We start from the raw sequence: 17,620 nt of genomic DNA on the forward strand, positions 1-17,620 counted from the left end.
CTATGCCACCTCAAAGCCAGAATCGTGTTTCAAAACGCATCCTTCGAACCTACCAGCACCTTGAACGTTCTGAAGATAATTTTGATATCCACCATCATGCTGCGTTCACGGGCATACGTCAGATCCAGCTCTACCATTTCTTCAAACCCAACACTATTTCGACCGCTGACTTGCCATAATCCCGTACAACCTGGGATCATCTGCAGGCGTTGTCTGTCATAGGAAGTGTAGTTCTTCACTTCTCTGGGCAGAGCCGGTCTGGGTCCAACGAGACTCATCTCACCTCTGAACACGTTCCACAACTGAGGCAACTCATCCAGACTGGTTTTCCGAATGAACTTGCCAATGCGGGTAATGCGGGGGTCGTTTTTCATTTTGAACATATTCCCGTTCACTTCATTCTGATCAATCAGTTGTTCCAGCAAATCTTCAGCATTTGCAACCATGGACCTGAATTTGTACATATGAAATTCTTTCCCATTCTGTCCGACCCGTACCTGACGAAAAAAAACAGACCCCTGAGGGGCCTCGATTTTGATTAGTAATCCGATGACCGCAAACAAGGGGCACAAAATGATCAAACCTATGAAAGAACCCAGCAAATCGAGCATTCTTTTCATAAATAGATACACTTTATCCGCATTTTGTCCTGACATCGTTGATGCATTGTACCCCAGACTTGGGTCCATAACAATCTCCGCTTCCTTCGTTTGGGGAGATGGACTCATTCAAACTCCCCCCCGGCTGCATATTCTACCGACTCTTTTTCCAGGATATGTTGCAGTGCTTGCAGCATTGGAATTCTAAGTTCCTGTTTTTGCAGAGCGAAGTCGATGGTTGTCAAAATGAATCCCAGTTTCTCGCCAACGTCATAACGTACTCCCTCGAAATCGTAAGCATACACTCCTTGTGTCTCATTTAAACGCTGAATCGCATCTGTTAATTGAATCTCTCCCCCTTGACCAATCTCTTGTTGCTCCAGATGTTCGAAAATCTCTGGACTCAGTACGTATCTCCCCATAATCGCCAGGTTGGAAGGCGCTGTGCCTTGGGCAGGTTTCTCTACGAACCTGAGAACCTCTGTCAAACGACCATCCGATTGAAGCGGGTCCACAATACCGTATCTGTCTGTTTGTTCAGCAAGAACGGTTTGTACGCCAACAATGGAATGTTGAACCTGATCATATTGATCAATCAATTGTTTGGTGCATGGCACTTCCGATACGACGATATCATCTCCGAGCAACACGGCAAAAGGTTCGTCACCGATAAAGTTACGTGCACACCAGACAGCATGACCAAGTCCTTTGGCCTCTTTTTGTCTTATGTAGTGGATATCCACGTTAGAGGATTTGCGAACCTCTTCAAGCAGGCCCAGCTTTCCTTTTTCCAGCAAGTTATGTTCCAGTTCAAAAGCGTTGTCGAAATGATCTTCAATCGCGCGCTTCCCTTTACCTGTTACGATGATAATGTCTTCAATACCAGAGGCAATGGCTTCCTCAACGATATACTGTATAGTTGGTTTGTCCACAATAGGGAGCATTTCTTTGGGCATCGCTTTCGTGGCTGGCAAAAAACGTGTACCCAGTCCAGCTGCAGGAATGATTGCTTTTCTCACTTTTTTCATAAATACCACCCTATCCTCTTTTTTTTAAGTTTAAAAGTTGAACCAGGGCATCTAACCCGTCCTCACGTCATACCTTCGACGATTAACGTCTAAGGTTCACTGAACCCACAGCATGACCGAGTGCCTACAGTGATAAAGGTGCAGTAGACATTACCTGTTTACCTGGAACAACGGACAGAACTTTACTTCTCTCCGTAACCCACCGGAACTGCAACGTTTTTGATATTGTTCAGGATTGCGCCCAGGATTCGTGCATTCACATGCTCCAGAGCAGCCTTGGTCTTCTTCACCAATTCCTTCTTAACCTTGCCTGAGTTCACGACCAGCAGCACACCATCACACAGCGAACTCACAATGAGCGCATCCGTTACTGCGAGCACCGGTGGTGTGTCAAACATGATGACATCATATTGATCCTCTAACTTCTCCATCAGCTTTTTCATCCGGTTGGAACCGATCATCTCGGATGGGTTCGGCGGAATCGGGCCAGAAGTGAACAATTGGAGATTATCGATATAGCTCTCTCTGAGCACTTCTTCCACACTGTACTGATTAGACAGCACACTACTAAGACCGATATGATTGGGTACGGAAAACACCTGGTGCAAGGAAGGGTTACGCAGATCGGCATCGATTAACAGAACCTTTTTGCCTTCCTGAGCATAGGTTACCGCCAAGTTGCTAATGGTTGTGGTCTTGCCTTCGCCGGCTTCGGCCGAAGCCACCATGATCTTTTTGATATGACTGTCGATTGAGGAGAACTGAATATTGGTCCGTAATTTACGGTATCCCTCCGAGATTTGAGATTTGGAGTTAAAATAGGTCACCAGACTGTTATTTTCATTGGTTAGCCGCGACATATTTGCCATCCCCCACTTTCTGTTGAGATACGTAATTTTTCGTATTTTTCAGATCATCTTTTTTCATTTTGGATATAACCGTAAGCACAGGCAGGCCCAGTTCTTTTTCAAGTTCGGTTTCGGATTTGAATGTGTCATCCAGATAATCCATCAGGAATACGAGTGCAATCGCGAGCACAAGACCTGCGAACAGGCTGACAATGATGCTTAATGTGGTTTTCATATTAATTGGAGATGCGTTACTATCCACTTTGGCTTCACTGAGGATAGCCACATTATCGATTTTCATGATTAGGGGGATTTGAGATTGGAACACGTTGGAGATGGCATTGACCGTTTTTGCGGCTTTTTCGTAGGTAGTCCCTTGTACAGTTATGCTCATCACTTGGGATTCGCTGGCTGTAGAGACGGAGGTGCTATTCATGAGCTGTGCTGAGGTTAATCCCAAGTCCGGATACGTGGTAGCCACTTTATCCATAATGGCGGAAGATTTTATAATTTCTCTGTAGGAGTTAATGAGTTTGATATTCGTTTGAATCATGCTGAAGTCCATCATCGCCTGGCCTTGAACGTTAGAGGTCTGATTCACGATAAGCTTGGAACTTGCCTCATAGATCGGTTGGGTGAAGAAAATACTTTTGACCCCTGCACCCACACCCGCTACCAGAGCTATTGCAACAATCAACCACAGTTTCTTTTGTAAGAGTCGAAAATATCCTTTCAGTTCCACTTTCATTCCTCCTATACGTTGTGATCTATCCTATGTAACTACCAGATGGACAGTAGCCATTTGCGAGGTTTCCAGCGTTCCGTGACCAGACACGAATTCGATAGGATGTGCGACGCATTCTCTGCCAGCCTCTTAACGGCTTCGGTTCCAAAACGACGCTCGATGACCCGCTCCCCTTCACTTATGGCAAATGTCCTTTTGCACGTATCATGTGCATCTGATGAAATGAAATGAAACCCGTTTTCTTTGCAAAAATGAAAACACCACTGCCGAACTTTCCATCCGAAAAGCCCAGTGAAAGATTGAGCCGTAAGCTGACATAGTCCGCCTTGACTCAAGTAATCAGCCAACAACTTTGGCTTCTTCAAGATGATACGATTGCGTTCCGGATGAGCAATAATAGGGGTAATTCCCGCTATTCGTAATTCATGCAGTATCCTGGGGAACTGTGAGGGAATATGACCAAAGGGCAGTTCCAGCAACATGTAACGACTTCCGGCGAGTGTGCAGCACTTTCCTGCATATAAGTCTCCAATCAGGTTGTCATGCACCCTGATCTCCTGTCCGGGACGGATCTCCAGGCGAATGTTACGTTTGCGAAGTTCTGCATGAAGCAGGTCCACGGCCTGATTAACCACCATCGGTTCATTGTTGTATTGCCCGTTCAGGTGATGCGGAGTAGCAATAATGGAGGTGATTCCAGAGGCTGCCGCCTTCTCAGCCATCGCAACGGACTGCTCCATTCGAACAGGACCATCATCCAGACCGGATAATATGTGGCAGTGCATTTCAACCATATCCAAACTTCCTGAAATAGTATGAGCCCCCTCGCCCCTTTATTCATTGCGCAAATGCTTTTGGTGTTAAAGAACTAATGCATAACGCTATGAAATATAGTAAAATGGCGTTAAGTACATGTTTTGTTCAGAAAATGTTAAGAATCGACTTGGAATTATATGGTGAAATCAATGTAATGATAGGTTTCCTGCAGAGCCCTCTGCTCTGTTGCCTTTTCATACTGTAAACGGGAAACCGTGGGAAACTGAACTTCAGTAAGCATTGTGTTTAACTGTCCAGTTATATATAGTTTCTGTTCGTGCTGAATATGCAAGTTTGAATGATACATTGTGAGCTCTCCGAAGGGCTGTTTCCATTGCAACCTTGCGTGAAGTCTTACACATACATGATGATCTTCAACATCCAAACCTATGAGCATTTCTGATGATACTGGCAAGTTCAGGTCGCTCAGGAATGTGATTGCTTGAGTGTCCATTCCAAGTAACAGAACAGGGCGTCTTTTGCGGTCTACCATTTTCCCATGAAACTCCTGAATGTACATATGGACATTTAATTTCATATCAGCCCATTCCTGAATCATTGAATACATGGTTTCATTCCTTTAGAATGGATTCGCCTACATGGACTGCTTCTACTTCCTTCTCACAGGTATATGGTCCAGGCAACAAGGAGATACTTAAAATATCCCAAATGATACATTTTGTAACTCCATACGTTCAATTTACGATACAATACGTATCATGTCAAGCGGTATTTGGACATGGTTCTTTTGATTTACGACAATTTGAGATGTCCTTAGACAGACCTATTTACAAATGGAAATGGGTTAATGGAAACACATGAGGAGTTACTCTTTTGCAGGAAAGCTGCCCTGATCAAAAACTTGGCTCAGGATTGTTTCAATATATATTTGATGTCGTTCAGGGGGAAATAGCTTATGAGCTACGGAAATCGCATTGCTGAATTACGGGAACAGCGGGGACTTACTCAAGAAGAACTTGCGAGCTCCATTCATATTACCAGAGCTGCTCTCTCCCACTACGAGAAGAACCGACGTAAACCGGATTTCGAAGTGTTAACGAGACTTGCTGACATCTTTGATGTGTCTATTGATTATCTTATAGGACGTACGAAGCAAAGCGATGTCGTGATGGATGAAGACGTACGTGAATTCGTTGATACCTTGGAGTTATCGGACAAAGAAGTGTTAGAACGCTTCGATCTGATGATTGATGGGAAGTCCTTAACGGAAGAAGAGGCACGTCGTTTTATTGCGTTTGTCCGAATGGAACGCAGCATGGACTAAACCCGAAAAGAGGACCCAGTTCCCGAGAGATGATATCTCTGGCTTCTGGGCTTTTTTTTGTGTCCTTATTCCCCTCCATTCCATGGTTATCTATTGTGTCAAGGACGCTTGTTGTTGACGGAGGATATGAAATGGTTCCAACGCTCCGGGTCGATTCCGCATTGCAGTAAAACTTTCATGATGTCCATCTGGGTTGCTTCGACTTGTTTACCTGTCGGCCTACGATCGTCCCTGTTTGGATGCTTCATATTCATTCCGCTAACCTCTCTTATCTATATACTTTCCCTGCCCTCCAAAACTAGCCTTATTATACTTGAGAACGTTCCTCGATGTTGTCGTCTCATGACGATAACGTTTTTTGAAGGGGTTCTAATTTTGTCGAAAACCAAATAGGAGCTATATGATGCCAAAATGGCAACCATATAGCTCCTATTATTCTTAATACAACCTGTTCATGCACTTCCACCTTTGAACAAGGAAGTTATTAACCCCCGGCACGTGCAAGTTCACGCATATTCGCTTCAAACGCTGCAAGCAGTGCTGCTTCTCCAGTCAGGCCTGTCGCCTGAACCCGTTCAATCTGCTCTGTCATACGCTTGAAGTCCTTCGGAATAACCCGAACGAACTGGTTCACCGCATCTTGCCAGTTATCCAGAATGCGCTGACCGACAGCACTTCCTGTATTGGCAACATGACGTTGAATCATGCCTCGCAGATCTGCACTTTCGGCCACATCTTCGATACGCTCCAAAAGAACCATTTCCAGATTACAACGTTTCAGGAATGTGCCTTCTGGATCATAGACATACGCAATACCTCCGGACATCCCTGCTGCAAAGTTACGACCTGTATCGCCGAGTACAACGACACGTCCACCTGTCATATACTCACAGCCATGGTCTCCTACACCTTCAACGACTACTTTGGCGCCAGAGTTACGTACAGCAAATCGCTCACCCGCAATACCACGGATATACGCTTCACCACTTGTTGCGCCGTAGAGAGCCGTGTTACCAATAATGATGTTATCTTCGGCCTCAAACGTTGCTTTCGGAGAAGGCATCACGATAAGTTTACCTCCGGACAGTCCTTTACCTACGTAGTCATTGGAATCCCCTTCAACGGTCAAGGTCATGCCTTTAGGTACAAAGGCCCCAAAGCTTTGTCCGGCAGAGCCGACAAATTTGAATTTAACCGTATCTTCAGGCAATCCTGCGAGTCCATATTTACGTGTGATCTCACTACCCAGAATGGTACCTACTGCACGGTTAACGTTCGTAATTGGAAGCACCGCTTCAACCGGTTGACCGGATTCAATAGCAGACTGTGCCAGTGGCAACAATTGCTGCATATCCAGCGTTTCTTCCAATTGGTGGTTCTGATGCTGTGTACGGTAACGTGCAGAGCCTTCCGGCATTTCAGGCACGTGCAGCAATACAGACAGATCCACACCTTTTTTCTTCCAGTGATCTACGGCTTCTACCGTTTCGAGGCAATCTGTACGTCCGACCATCTCCTGAATAGTACGGAAACCAAGATCAGCCATGATCTCACGCACATCTTCAGCAACAAATCGCATGAAGTTAACCACATGAGCCGGATCACCCATATAGTTTTTACGCAACTCCGGATTCTGTGTTGCTACACCAACTGGACAGGTGTCCATTTGACAGACACGCATCATGATACAGCCAAGTGCAACGAGTGGTGCTGTTGAGAAACCATACTCTTCAGCTCCAAGCAAGGCTGCAATCGCCAAGTCACGGCCGTTAAGCATTTTGCCATCTGTTTCGAGTACGACACGATCACGCAGATTGTTCAGCATCAACGTTTGATGTGTCTCTGCAAGACCAAGTTCCCACGGCATACCCGCATGTCGGATCGAACCTTGCGGTGATGCACCTGTACCACCGTCATAACCGCTGACGAGGATAATATCGGCACGCCCTTTGGCTACACCTGCCGCAATGGTACCCACGCCCACTTCCGATACGAGCTTCACGTTGATCTCAGCACGCGGATTGGCATTTTTCAAGTCATAGATCAGCTCTGCCAGATCCTCGATCGAGTAGATGTCGTGATGCGGCGGTGGCGAGATCAGACCTACACCCGGTGTTGAACCACGGACTTCAGCAACCCAAGGATACACTTTGCGTCCTGGCAGTTGTCCGCCTTCACCCGGTTTTGCTCCCTGTGCCATTTTGATCTGAATTTCGTCGGCATTAACCAAGTAATTGGATGTAACACCGAAACGTCCAGATGCGACCTGTTTGATGGCACTGCGACGGGAATCCCCGTTGCTATCTTTAATGAAGCGAGCCGGATCTTCTCCACCTTCACCAGTATTGGACTTACCTCCAACACGGTTCATCGCGATGGCAAGATCTTCATGCGCCTCTTTACTAATCGAACCGAAGGACATTGCACCCGTTTTGAAACGACGCATGATATCTTCTACGGATTCAACTTCTTCAAGTGGAATGGAAGCTCCAACCGGTTTCAGTTTCAGCATGGAGCGAATGGTCAACAGCTGATCATTCTCACCTTGCACAAGTTTGGAATATTTTTTATACAGCTTATAATCCCCGGTACGAACTGCGTGTTGCAACGTATGAATGGTTTGCGGATTGAACAGATGCTCTTCTCCATCGTTTCGCCATTGATAATCTCCACCGGAATCCAATACTTTGTCGTTACCGTCTTTCTCTGTAAAGGCACGGTTATGATGTGTCAGCGCTTCGGCTGCCACTTCTTCCAACCCAATTCCACCGATACGGGAAGGTGTCCAGGTAAAGTAACGATCAACGAAGTCTGATTTCAGACCCACCGCTTCGAAGATTTGAGCGCCACGATACGATTGAATCGTAGAAATCCCCATTTTGGACAACACTTTAGTAACGCCTTTGGTAGCTGCTTTAATGTAGTTTTTCACTGCTTTCTCATGCGAAATGCCACGCAGCAACCCTTGCTGAATCATGTCATCCAGCGTTTCAAAGGCCAGATAAGGGTTCACAGCACTTACACCGTAACCCAGCAGTAATGCGTAGTGGTGAATATCACGCGGCTCTGCTGATTCAAGCATAATGCTGACTTTCGTTCTGGTTCCCTGACGAATCAGATGGTGATGCAGACCTGCTACAGCAAGCAATGCAGGAATGGCAGCATTCTCTGCGTCCACACCGCGGTCAGACAGGATCAGAATGTTATGACCTTTGTCGATGACACGGTCTGCGGCTTCGAAGAGAAGTTCCATCGCTTTACGAAGTCCTTCTGCTCCTTCCGCAGCAGTGAAGAAGATTGGAATCGTCATGGAGCGGAAGCCTGGGCGACGCACATGGCGAATCTTCGCAAAGTCTTCATTGGACAATACCGGTGTATCCAGACGGATCTGGCGACAGCTCTCCGGTTCAGGGTTCAGCAAGTTGCGCTCAGGACCAATGGTTGTAGCTGTAGAAGTTACAATCTCTTCACGGATTGCATCAATTGGCGGGTTGGTTACCTGGGCGAACATCTGTTTAAAGTAGTTGTACAGGCGCTGCGGACGATCCGACAGCACAGCCAGTGGTGCATCATAACCCATCGAACCTGTAGCTTCCATACCTGTTGTCGCCATTGGCTCCAGGATTTTGCGAAGCTCTTCAAATGTATATCCATATGCCAGCTGAAGCTGGGTCACATTATCATGTTTTGGATCAGGAAGTTCCGGTGCTTCCGGCAGCTCGCTCAGATCCATCAAATGCTCATCGAGCCAATCCTGATACGGATTCTCGGCTGCAATGAGTGCTTTTACTTCCTCATCAGCGATGATGCGGCCTTCTTGTGTATCCACAAGCAACATCCGACCTGGACGCAGACGATCTTTGTACAGGATCTCTTCAGGTGCGATATCAAGTACCCCAACTTCAGAAGACAGGATAATGCGGTCATCTTTGGTTACATAATAACGAGCTGGACGCAAACCGTTACGGTCAAGTGTTGCACCAATTTGCAAACCGTCTGTAAAGGCCATTGCTGCAGGTCCATCCCAAGGCTCCATCATCGTGCTGTGATACTCATAAAATGCCTTTTTGGCAGGGTCCATGCCCTCATCTGTGCTCCAAGGTTCAGGAACCATCATCATTGCCACGTGTGGCAATGAACGGCCGCTCAGATACAGGAACTCCAGTGTGTTATCGAACATCGCTGTATCGGAACCATCCGGGTTAATGACCGGTTTCACTTTGGCGATGTCGTCACCGAACAATTCACTCTCAAACAGGGACTGGCGTGCATGCATCCAGTTCACGTTACCACGCATCGTATTGATCTCACCGTTGTGGATCATGAAGCGATACGGGTGGGCACGTTCCCAGCTAGGGAAGGTGTTCGTACTGAAACGGGAATGTACGAGTGCAATCGCAGATTCCACGAGATCTTGCTGTAGATCCAGATAGAATTCTCCCACCTGTTCCGTTGTCAGCATGCCTTTGTAAACAATTTTGCGACAAGACAAGCTTGGCAGGTAGAATGAACCGCCTTCTGCTTCATCTGCCGAATATCGAATAGCCAGCTCAGCGCGTCTGCGAATAACATACAGTTTACGTTCGAATCCAAGCTCATCCTTCACATCTGCTGATCTTCCAATGAACACCTGACGTACATAAGGTTTCGCTGCAAGTGCAGAACGGCCAAGCATTTCATCAAAAGTAGGAACATCCCGGAAACCCAGGAACGTCTGTCCTTCTTCTTCAATAATCTTCTTGAGGCTCTCTTCGTGCGCACTACGGATGGCGGGGTCTTGGGACATGAACAACATCCCTACGCCATAGAAGCCCTGTTCAGGTAATGCAAAACCAAGACGTTCCGCTTCCTGTGCAAAATAACGATGTGGAATCTGAATCAGGATACCTGCTCCGTCACCGGAATTCGGCTCACTTCCCTGTCCTCCACGGTGCTCCATGTTACTGAGCATGGTCAGTGCCTGACTAACGATATCGTGTGAAGGTACTCCTTTGATGTTGGCAACAAAACCCATTCCGCATGCGTCTTTTTCGAACTGCGGGTCATACAGACCCTGTTTTGGAGGTAATCCGATGTGTCTCATGGAACGCAACCTTTCTATAATGAAGTATTTCGGAAAGATCAAGAACATAGGCAACAGGCAACAATGAAACGGGAGGAGCTGGCCTTTCGCTTGCGATAGAGCCTGCTAGATAGAAGAGGTGACAGCATGAGACTGTCAAAAATAATGCCTTGGGCAGAAGCCATTGAATGAGATGAGCTGATCCGGACGATCCGGCAAACAGCATGTATAAATCAACACGCAGCCGCTGGCACGGCTACTGAAATGGAGCGACGTTTTTTTGATATAGTTCTATTATTTTAACACCGACCTAACATCAGCGCAATTTAAACTTTTTAATACCTCTGATAAGAAATGTTTTGCAGTACAGCTTTACAGTAGTGACGTTTAAATTCATCTCTTTTTCGAATAATTATACACTTTTTAAACCAGAGTACAACTGAATTAAATTGCTGACAGAAGAAAATCGTTCCATGTACAGCCTACGTTTATCCATAATTCAACCAAATTTTCACTGCTTAAGCCAGCGAATCTTTACTTCTTTATGCATTTGTATACAAAATAGCCTGCAACCCCTTTTTGGGGCTGCAGGCTATTTGCACTATTTGACTACTATATTGCATAATTTCACTACAATAAAATAAAGTTTTTTTTCAGAAATATGACTATGCTGAAGATCAGGTTCGACTTATGCCGTCACAACTTGACCAGAATCAGCCTGTTCGACTTCTTTTTTCGGACGTCTGCCATTCCAGAGGAAGTAAGCAAGCGTCAGTAGAATGGATACACCTGCATAGATACTAAGAATTCCTGCCTGATGCCACATCACATCCAGATTACCACTCGATACAACGGCTTTGAAGCCCATAATGCTGTGTGTCATTGGCAACCAAGGGCTAAATGCCTGAAGCCACGATGGAATCAGTTCTACCGGGAAGGTTCCTGCACTAGCCGCAAGTTGGAAGACCAGCAGCAGAATGACAACATAACGTCCAGGCAGATCCAACCAGGTTACAAGCGCCTGAACGATCAACATGAAGGTCAGCCCTGTAATAATGGTAAACAGATAGAACAGCCCTACGCTGTGCGTCTCCAGTCCAAGACCATATAACATGAAGCTTGCCACGATAACTGATTGGAAAATACTCACGGAGCCAAATACCAGTGTCCGGCTGACAAAACGATTCCAGCCTGTTGCACCCGGTACGGACGTTTCACGCATTTTCAATACAATCGTGGAAATCAATGATCCTACAAACAGACCGATCGACAGGAAGAACGGTGTCAATCCTGTACCATAATTGCTCACGTTCTCTGCTGTGTTCTCCGAGGAGTTCACCGGTTCAGCGAACATGTTCACCACATCATCCGTTTTCTTCACTTCGGATGTTTTCTGAGCGGCATCATTCAGCTTGGTTGCCAGTTCACTTGAGCCATCTTTTAGCTCGGTAAGACCGTCAGCCAGTTTGCCCGCGCCATCACCCAGTTGCTTGGAACCATCGGTTAGTGAATTAACGCCACCACTGAGTTTACCTACACCCGTTTGCAAAGCTGTTGTCCCTGAGCCCAGCTGCTTGGCACCATTTGCTAACAACGTACCGCCACTTGCAGCATCGCCCAATTTACCACTGAACTGCTTCAGACCATCGGAGAGTTTCGCTCCTCCTTGACTAAGCTGCCCTGCACCAGCCAGCAATTGCTGCTGACCATCCACCAGCTGGTTTGCACCAGCAAGAAGTTGCTTCTGGCCACCATGAAGCTCGGATGCGCCCGCGGCCAGCTGCTGATTGCCCTGATGCAGCTGATCTGCACCCTGTGCAAGCTTCTGCTCGCTCTCATGCAGTTGCGCACTGCCATCGGCAACCGCTTCACTCGCCGCAAGCAGTTTCTGTACATCAGCACTTTCGGCAAGTTCCGGGTTCGATGCAGCAAGCTGCTTCAATCCGGCGGCTACGCTCTGTGCTCCATCAGCAACCTTACCACTGCCATCTACAGCCGATTGCAAGCCTGTTGCCAGTGTACCGCTGCCCTGAACGGCACTTTGCAGACCGTCAGACAGCTTCGCACTGCCCTGTTCTGACGATTTCAGGCCAGCCTGCAACTTACTTGTACCATCCAGTGAAGACTGAAGTCCGGTTTCCAACTTGGCGCTGCCATCCTTCAACTGATCTGCTCCGCTCTGAAGCTGGCTCGAAGCGGCTGCCTGAAGCTGTTGCAGACCGGATACAAGATTCGTTGTTCCACTCTCAAGCTTGGTCGCGCCCGTGTGCAATGCGTTAACGCCATCACTTAATGGAGAAAGTCCTTCCTGAAGTTCAAGCGTTCCGGATGCAAGCTTCGCCAGGTTATCCTTGAGCTTAACAGCACCGTCATCCAGTTTGCCTGCGCCGGTATTCAGTTCACCTGCTCCATCACCTGCCTCCGCCAAGCCATCGGATACTTCGGAGAACTTGTCGAGCAATGTCTCTGCATAGGATTCTGTTACTTTGGCTGAGACTTTTGCTTTCAGATCCTTAATAGCGGTCTTACCGATCTGTGCACCGACAAAGCTGTAATTGCCGTTTGGTTCATAGATCAGATCAGCCGGCTCCGGCTTGTCATCGAGCAACGTTGTTGCTTGGGATGAGAAGTTCTCCGGAATCGTGATTTGCATATAATATTTGTCATTACTCATGCCTTCTTTGGCTTGACTCGCACTGACAAAGTCCCATTTGAAATCAGCATTTTTCTTCAGCTCATCGACCAGATCACTACCTACATGAAGTGATTTGCCCTCCAGCTCTGCACCTTTATCCAAATTGACTACGGCAACTGGCATCTCATCCACATGACCATATGGGTCCCAATAAGCTGCCAGATAGATGCCACTATACAGGATCGGTATAAACATAATTGCAATAACAGGGATCAACACCTTCGGGTTTCTCACGGCCGATCCCACATCCTTGAAAAACACGGATAAAGATTTCATGTCACTTTCTCCCCTTAATCTCTCTGCTTCATGAGCAGGAATAACTATAATGAAATAAAATGTCGCATTCCAGAAAAATTACCGAAACACGGACTGACCACTTTCCTCAAACAGTCAGTTTAGAGCAAAAAAACAAACCTGTCTTCCGACAAGCCTCGCTGCTCTGCACGCATAATAACCCTTATTTATAGTAGATTAAATTCGGATTACGTTACAGCAGCAATTCCTTCCATTAAGAAAAGGCGAAAGTAAGTCTTAATTTCCTCTTTGCTCAGCGGTTGATGTTGTTTGTTCCAGTCTGAGGTCAGTGCAATATACAGGCGGATCATCATAAAAGCGACAACTTGTGGATCACAATCCCGAATCTCTCCATTGTCTTTTGCCTTTTCAAGCTCCCGAGCCAGAAAGTCGGAAATGACCTTCTCCACTTTGTCCAAACCATCCTTGGCTTGCAGTGTACCAAAGTCCTTCAGTTCCTGTGATAGCTTAACCAGCAGATCGTGATCACGGCGGAACTCTAACAACGCATCCAGCACCCGAAACAGATTATCAAAAAATGCACTTTCCTGATGCACTTCACGATGCGCGATGTTCTTCATTTCCTGAATGACTTCTACCAAAATCTGATCAAACAATTGTTCCTTATTGGTGAAAAACGTATAGATCGTTCCTTTGCCAACGTTCGCAATCTTGGCGACCTGATCCATCGTGGTTGCTTTGTATCCAAACATGGCAAACGACTGGGCTGCTGCATGAATAACCTGCTGTCTCCTGTCAATCGGAGCCATCGTATCCCTCCTTTAATCTCATTCAGTGTTCATTCGTCCTACATAAATGACCAAAAATACAATTCGGTCATTCGGTCAAAATATACATTACCACCTTGGTAATAAGATTGCAACCCTAACATTTTAAAAATTGTGTTAATTTTTTTTAACCGAAATGCAGTGGAAACTCCTTCTGTCCTCGTCTATAGTGTAAGATGACTCAAACAATACGTATATAAATGAAGTCAGACTGTCTCAGAATAAGATATATGGTGTAAATATTCATGGATGAAACATGATTCTGCGCTTCAATGTATATTCATGTAGTAATGTAATCCATAGCGAGAATAAATGATAAATATCTTAATCTTGAATTTAAACTTATGAATAAAGGTGAACTCATGCGAAAACCAAGAGTGCTCTTATTATCGGAAGGATTCGGTACCGGTCACACTCAGGCCGCTCATGCGCTGGCACATGGCATCAAAAAAGTCAGTCCACATGTTCACAGTCGTGTCATTGAACTAGGCAAATTTTTAAATCCAACGGTAGCTCCATTAATCTTTTCTGCATATCGAAAGACACTGTCGGTTCAACCCAAACTGGTCAGTCTGTTGTACCGCACACAGTACAACAAGTCATTAAATGGCTTTACCAAGTTGGCGTTGCATCGAATTTTCTATACACAGACAGCACAGGTCGTATCCCAACTGAAACCGGATGCGGTGATCTGTACCCATCCTTTTCCAAATGCAGTGATCTCCCGGCTCAAACGCCAGGGTCTGAATATTCCGCTCTATACCGTCGTGACGGATTATGACGTGCATGGAACATGGATTAATCCGGAAGTGAATAAATATCTGGTCTCTACCCCTCAGGTCAAAGCATTGCTTGAAATTCGGGGGGTTGATCCCTCCCATATTCAAATCACAGGAATTCCTGTGCATCCTGACTTCTGGGAAGCGGGCGACAAAGTAACGCTGCGAGAAGAAATGGGGCTTCAGAATATGCCTACCGCACTGCTTATGGGTGGAGGCTGGGGACTCTCTTTTGATGAGGATCATATGAAAGCTCTCACGTCCTGGGCAGATCGTGTTCAATTGGTGTTTTGTCTTGGAAGCAACGAGAAAATGATTGCAAAGATGAAGGAAATGCCTTGCTTCCAGCACCCTAATATTCGTATTCTGGGATATACCCGTGAAGTAAGCAAACTGATGGATGTATCCGATGTGCTAATCACGAAGCCTGGTGGCATGACATGTACCGAAGCGTTGGCGAAGCGGTTACCCATGCTGTTCATACCTCCGCTGGCGGGTCAAGAGGAAGAGAACTGTGAATACTTTGTACAAGCCGGATACGGCCAGGTCATTCACTCTGCCGATGTGATCACCAAACGTTTCACCCAACTATGTGAGCAGGCATCCACTCAAGCTGAAAGCCCGCTGAACGTAGCACATATTACCGGCAACCGTCCAGCCTATGATCCAACGTGTTGCGCCCAAGCTGTTCATGACTTATTATTCCCGACGACAGCCGAAGTTACAAAAGCACCCGTAGAGCGCTTCTCAGCCGGAATTGCTGCCACGTCCTTGTCAGGTACCAGAATACCATTCTGACGTCTCTATGGACCTGTAGAACAGCTCTCACGAGGTGTTATAGAGGACAAGACAAGTCCTCACGATATATAAAGAAGGTTCCCTTCCGAATTATTGGAAGGGAACCTTCTTTTATTTTCATTGATTCGACCGTATGATTTGGCAGAAAAAAGGGTAATTTAGAGTATAACCATATTTTAAATAACGAAATAAAACTACGATTCAGGCTTTTTGAAGGGCCGTGTGATGCACACACTGTTAACTACCCTGCCTGTTTGCAGAATTTACGGGTCGATTACTTGTAAAAAGTATGATGACCGATCGTTTTTACTTTTTTCTGCGAGCGGGCAACTGTCAGATCATCGGCAAGCGTCAATGATAAGAAATAATACGTATCATCGGCAACTTCCTTCTTCCCGTTCAGCGCAGCATTCACTGCTTTGATACTGTCCTCGTTGGGAACTACACGTTTCAAACGTCCGTTCGCTACAGGACTGAACTGGGATTTCTGATAGATCACCTTGTAAATGGTATCGGGAAAATTGGCTGACCGCAGCCGGTTTAAGACAACATTGGCAACTGCCACTTTGCCTTCGTACGGTTCACCTTCCGCCTCTGCCATGACGATTTTTTGCAGCAGATGCAGTTCTTTATCGGACACACTGTATGACCAGGTTGCGAGTTTCGAGTCTTCCTGGTTCAGAAGTTTGGTCCGCGTAAAGTATAGTTTTTGGGGGGGAGTTGTTACAGCAGCCACCGCTTTGGCACGTTCCACTTTGGCCAATTTCAGTGCAGCTTCTTTTTTGGCTTTGGCCGCAGCTATAGCTCTAGCTTTGTTCTTGGCCTTGGCTTCTTGCAATTCCTGCTTTTCTTGAGCAGTCGTCAACCAGTTCTTCGCTGGCAGAGATTCAGTCCAGGCTACGGTTTGTGTAGACAGACTTGTCCCATCTTCCATCATGCGCCTCTCTTCTTGCGTAGATGTTTGGTTATTTTGCACAGAAGCCGCAAGTTCGGTCATCTGTTTACTATCACTAGCTTCGTTCCACTTCCCCGTCGCCTGAACGACATTTACCCCCACTATACATACAAGCAGCACTGATAACATCGGTGCTACCCAACGATTCTTGCTTATAATGTTCATTCGAAGATTCCTCCTGTCGAAACATTTCCCTTATCTAAGTAACCCAAAAAAAAGAATTTGAATAACGATGGCTAATATTACATAGGGATAAACGTAATGTCAATGTGATTTTATGGCATAAAAATGATTATCAGGAAAAAGAGAATGTGTCTACGACCTCATACATTGGCGATTTTCCCAGCCTTGTCACATAAAGTACAATGTCCTCCACCATCCATGAATTAACACCTGTGGTATGTTCCAGAAGCACTCCAGATACCCCTTTATTCTCATTACCTGGAAGTTGTCCCAGATATTTTCTAGCAATGGTAATGTGGGGAGAATAAGGTCTTAATTCAGCTTCGAATCCAAGGGACGATGTGGCCTGCACGATTTGTTTTTGCAGTGAAATCAACCGATCAACCTCTCCGCTAACACCTTTCCATAACACTTTAGGCGCTTCTTCAAGCCCAAATGTGCCCCAATCCGAAAGCTGAAGTTCAAACGCGTGGAATTCATCTGCTACTGAGCGCAATGCTTTCCGAAGATGCCCAATGTCACTAACAAGTGTATCCCCAAGAAATTGCAAGGTTATATGATAATCCCGATGATCTGTCCATTTACGAAAATCAAGCTTGTTCTGTACAAGCCTCGCATCCATCTGAAGAGACTGCTGAACAGCAACAGGAAGACGAATCGCTACAAACAATCTTTCCCGTCGGGATGAATGATCCTGATGTGATTGGTTATTCATTGCATACACCTCTCTAAAGTTCGCTCTATT

The 17,620-nt window shown here is 46.1% G+C and carries 14 protein-coding genes; 2 read left to right on the forward strand and 12 right to left on the reverse strand.

Annotated features, from left to right (window positions below; all coding sequences use genetic code 11):
• Positions 1-29 precede the first annotated feature (29 nt).
• The 6 genes from AB4111_RS10000 to AB4111_RS10025 all read right to left on the reverse strand — a co-directional run bounded on the left by AB4111_RS10000 (position 30) and on the right by AB4111_RS10025 (position 4,604).
• On the reverse strand, positions 30-728 hold the full coding sequence (locus AB4111_RS10000) for a sugar transferase (RefSeq protein ID WP_036668903.1): 699 nt from the start codon (positions 726-728) through the stop codon (positions 30-32).
• Positions 725-1,627 carry a UTP--glucose-1-phosphate uridylyltransferase GalU gene (gene galU / locus AB4111_RS10005; RefSeq protein ID WP_253431548.1) on the reverse strand — a complete coding sequence of 301 codons (903 nt, stop codon included), beginning with the start codon at positions 1,625-1,627 and terminating at the stop codon, positions 725-727. The genes AB4111_RS10000 and galU overlap by 4 nt, the downstream gene beginning before the upstream one ends.
• 182 nt (positions 1,628-1,809) lie before the next feature.
• Positions 1,810-2,487, reverse strand: a complete 678-nt coding sequence (locus AB4111_RS10010) for a CpsD/CapB family tyrosine-protein kinase (protein WP_253431545.1) — start codon at positions 2,485-2,487, stop codon at positions 1,810-1,812.
• A complete protein-coding gene (locus tag AB4111_RS10015; protein WP_413405054.1) occupies positions 2,468-3,217 on the reverse strand; it encodes a YveK family protein in 750 nt (249 codons plus the stop codon). Before AB4111_RS10015 ends, AB4111_RS10010 begins: the two co-directional genes overlap by 20 nt.
• 38 nt (positions 3,218-3,255) lie before the next feature.
• A complete protein-coding gene (locus AB4111_RS10020) occupies positions 3,256-4,014 on the reverse strand; it encodes a tyrosine-protein phosphatase (protein ID WP_442031387.1) in 759 nt (252 codons plus the stop codon).
• A 155-nt stretch (positions 4,015-4,169) separates the two neighbouring features.
• A complete protein-coding gene (locus AB4111_RS10025) occupies positions 4,170-4,604 on the reverse strand; it encodes a hypothetical protein (protein ID WP_442031388.1) in 435 nt (144 codons plus the stop codon).
• A gap of 348 nt (positions 4,605-4,952) precedes the next feature.
• On the opposite strand from AB4111_RS10025, the gene AB4111_RS10030 reads away from it, so the two are divergent.
• On the forward strand, positions 4,953-5,321 hold the full coding sequence (locus AB4111_RS10030; protein WP_047841965.1) for a helix-turn-helix domain-containing protein: 369 nt from the start codon (positions 4,953-4,955) through the stop codon (positions 5,319-5,321).
• A 98-nt stretch (positions 5,322-5,419) separates the two neighbouring features.
• Here the strand turns inward: AB4111_RS10030 and AB4111_RS10035 are convergent, their stop codons facing one another.
• From AB4111_RS10035 to AB4111_RS10050, 4 genes are all read right to left on the reverse strand, one after another.
• The gene (locus AB4111_RS10035; RefSeq protein WP_215078381.1) at positions 5,420-5,575 is read right to left on the reverse strand and encodes a hypothetical protein; all 156 of its coding nucleotides are present in this window, start codon (positions 5,573-5,575) and stop codon (positions 5,420-5,422) included.
• 230 nt (positions 5,576-5,805) lie between these two features.
• Positions 5,806-10,404 carry a glutamate synthase large subunit gene (gene gltB / locus AB4111_RS10040; protein ID WP_442031389.1) on the reverse strand — a complete coding sequence of 1,533 codons (4,599 nt, stop codon included), beginning with the start codon at positions 10,402-10,404 and terminating at the stop codon, positions 5,806-5,808.
• 667 nt (positions 10,405-11,071) lie between these two features.
• Positions 11,072-13,354, reverse strand: a complete 2,283-nt coding sequence (locus tag AB4111_RS10045) for a YhgE/Pip family protein (RefSeq protein WP_442031390.1) — start codon at positions 13,352-13,354, stop codon at positions 11,072-11,074.
• A gap of 206 nt (positions 13,355-13,560) precedes the next feature.
• Positions 13,561-14,142, reverse strand: a complete 582-nt coding sequence (locus tag AB4111_RS10050) for a TetR/AcrR family transcriptional regulator (RefSeq protein WP_253431525.1) — start codon at positions 14,140-14,142, stop codon at positions 13,561-13,563.
• A 380-nt stretch (positions 14,143-14,522) separates the two neighbouring features.
• On the opposite strand from AB4111_RS10050, the gene AB4111_RS10055 reads away from it, so the two are divergent.
• Complete coding sequence (locus AB4111_RS10055) at positions 14,523-15,737, forward strand: MGDG synthase family glycosyltransferase (protein WP_442031391.1); 1,215 nt, start codon at positions 14,523-14,525, stop codon at positions 15,735-15,737.
• A gap of 274 nt (positions 15,738-16,011) precedes the next feature.
• Here AB4111_RS10055 and AB4111_RS10060 read toward each other — a convergent pair whose 3' ends face one another.
• Together AB4111_RS10060 and thpR are read right to left on the reverse strand one after the other, a co-directional pair.
• Positions 16,012-16,857, reverse strand: coding sequence for a cell wall hydrolase (locus AB4111_RS10060; protein ID WP_442031392.1), 846 nt, complete (start codon positions 16,855-16,857; stop codon positions 16,012-16,014).
• A 130-nt stretch (positions 16,858-16,987) separates the two neighbouring features.
• The gene (gene thpR / locus AB4111_RS10065) at positions 16,988-17,590 is read right to left on the reverse strand and encodes an RNA 2',3'-cyclic phosphodiesterase (RefSeq protein WP_442031393.1); all 603 of its coding nucleotides are present in this window, start codon (positions 17,588-17,590) and stop codon (positions 16,988-16,990) included.
• Positions 17,591-17,620 lie beyond the last annotated feature (30 nt).

It is taken from the genome of Paenibacillus sp. 2KB_22, assembly GCF_052115745.1.
Classification (GTDB): Bacteria; Bacillota; Bacilli; order Paenibacillales; family Paenibacillaceae; genus Paenibacillus.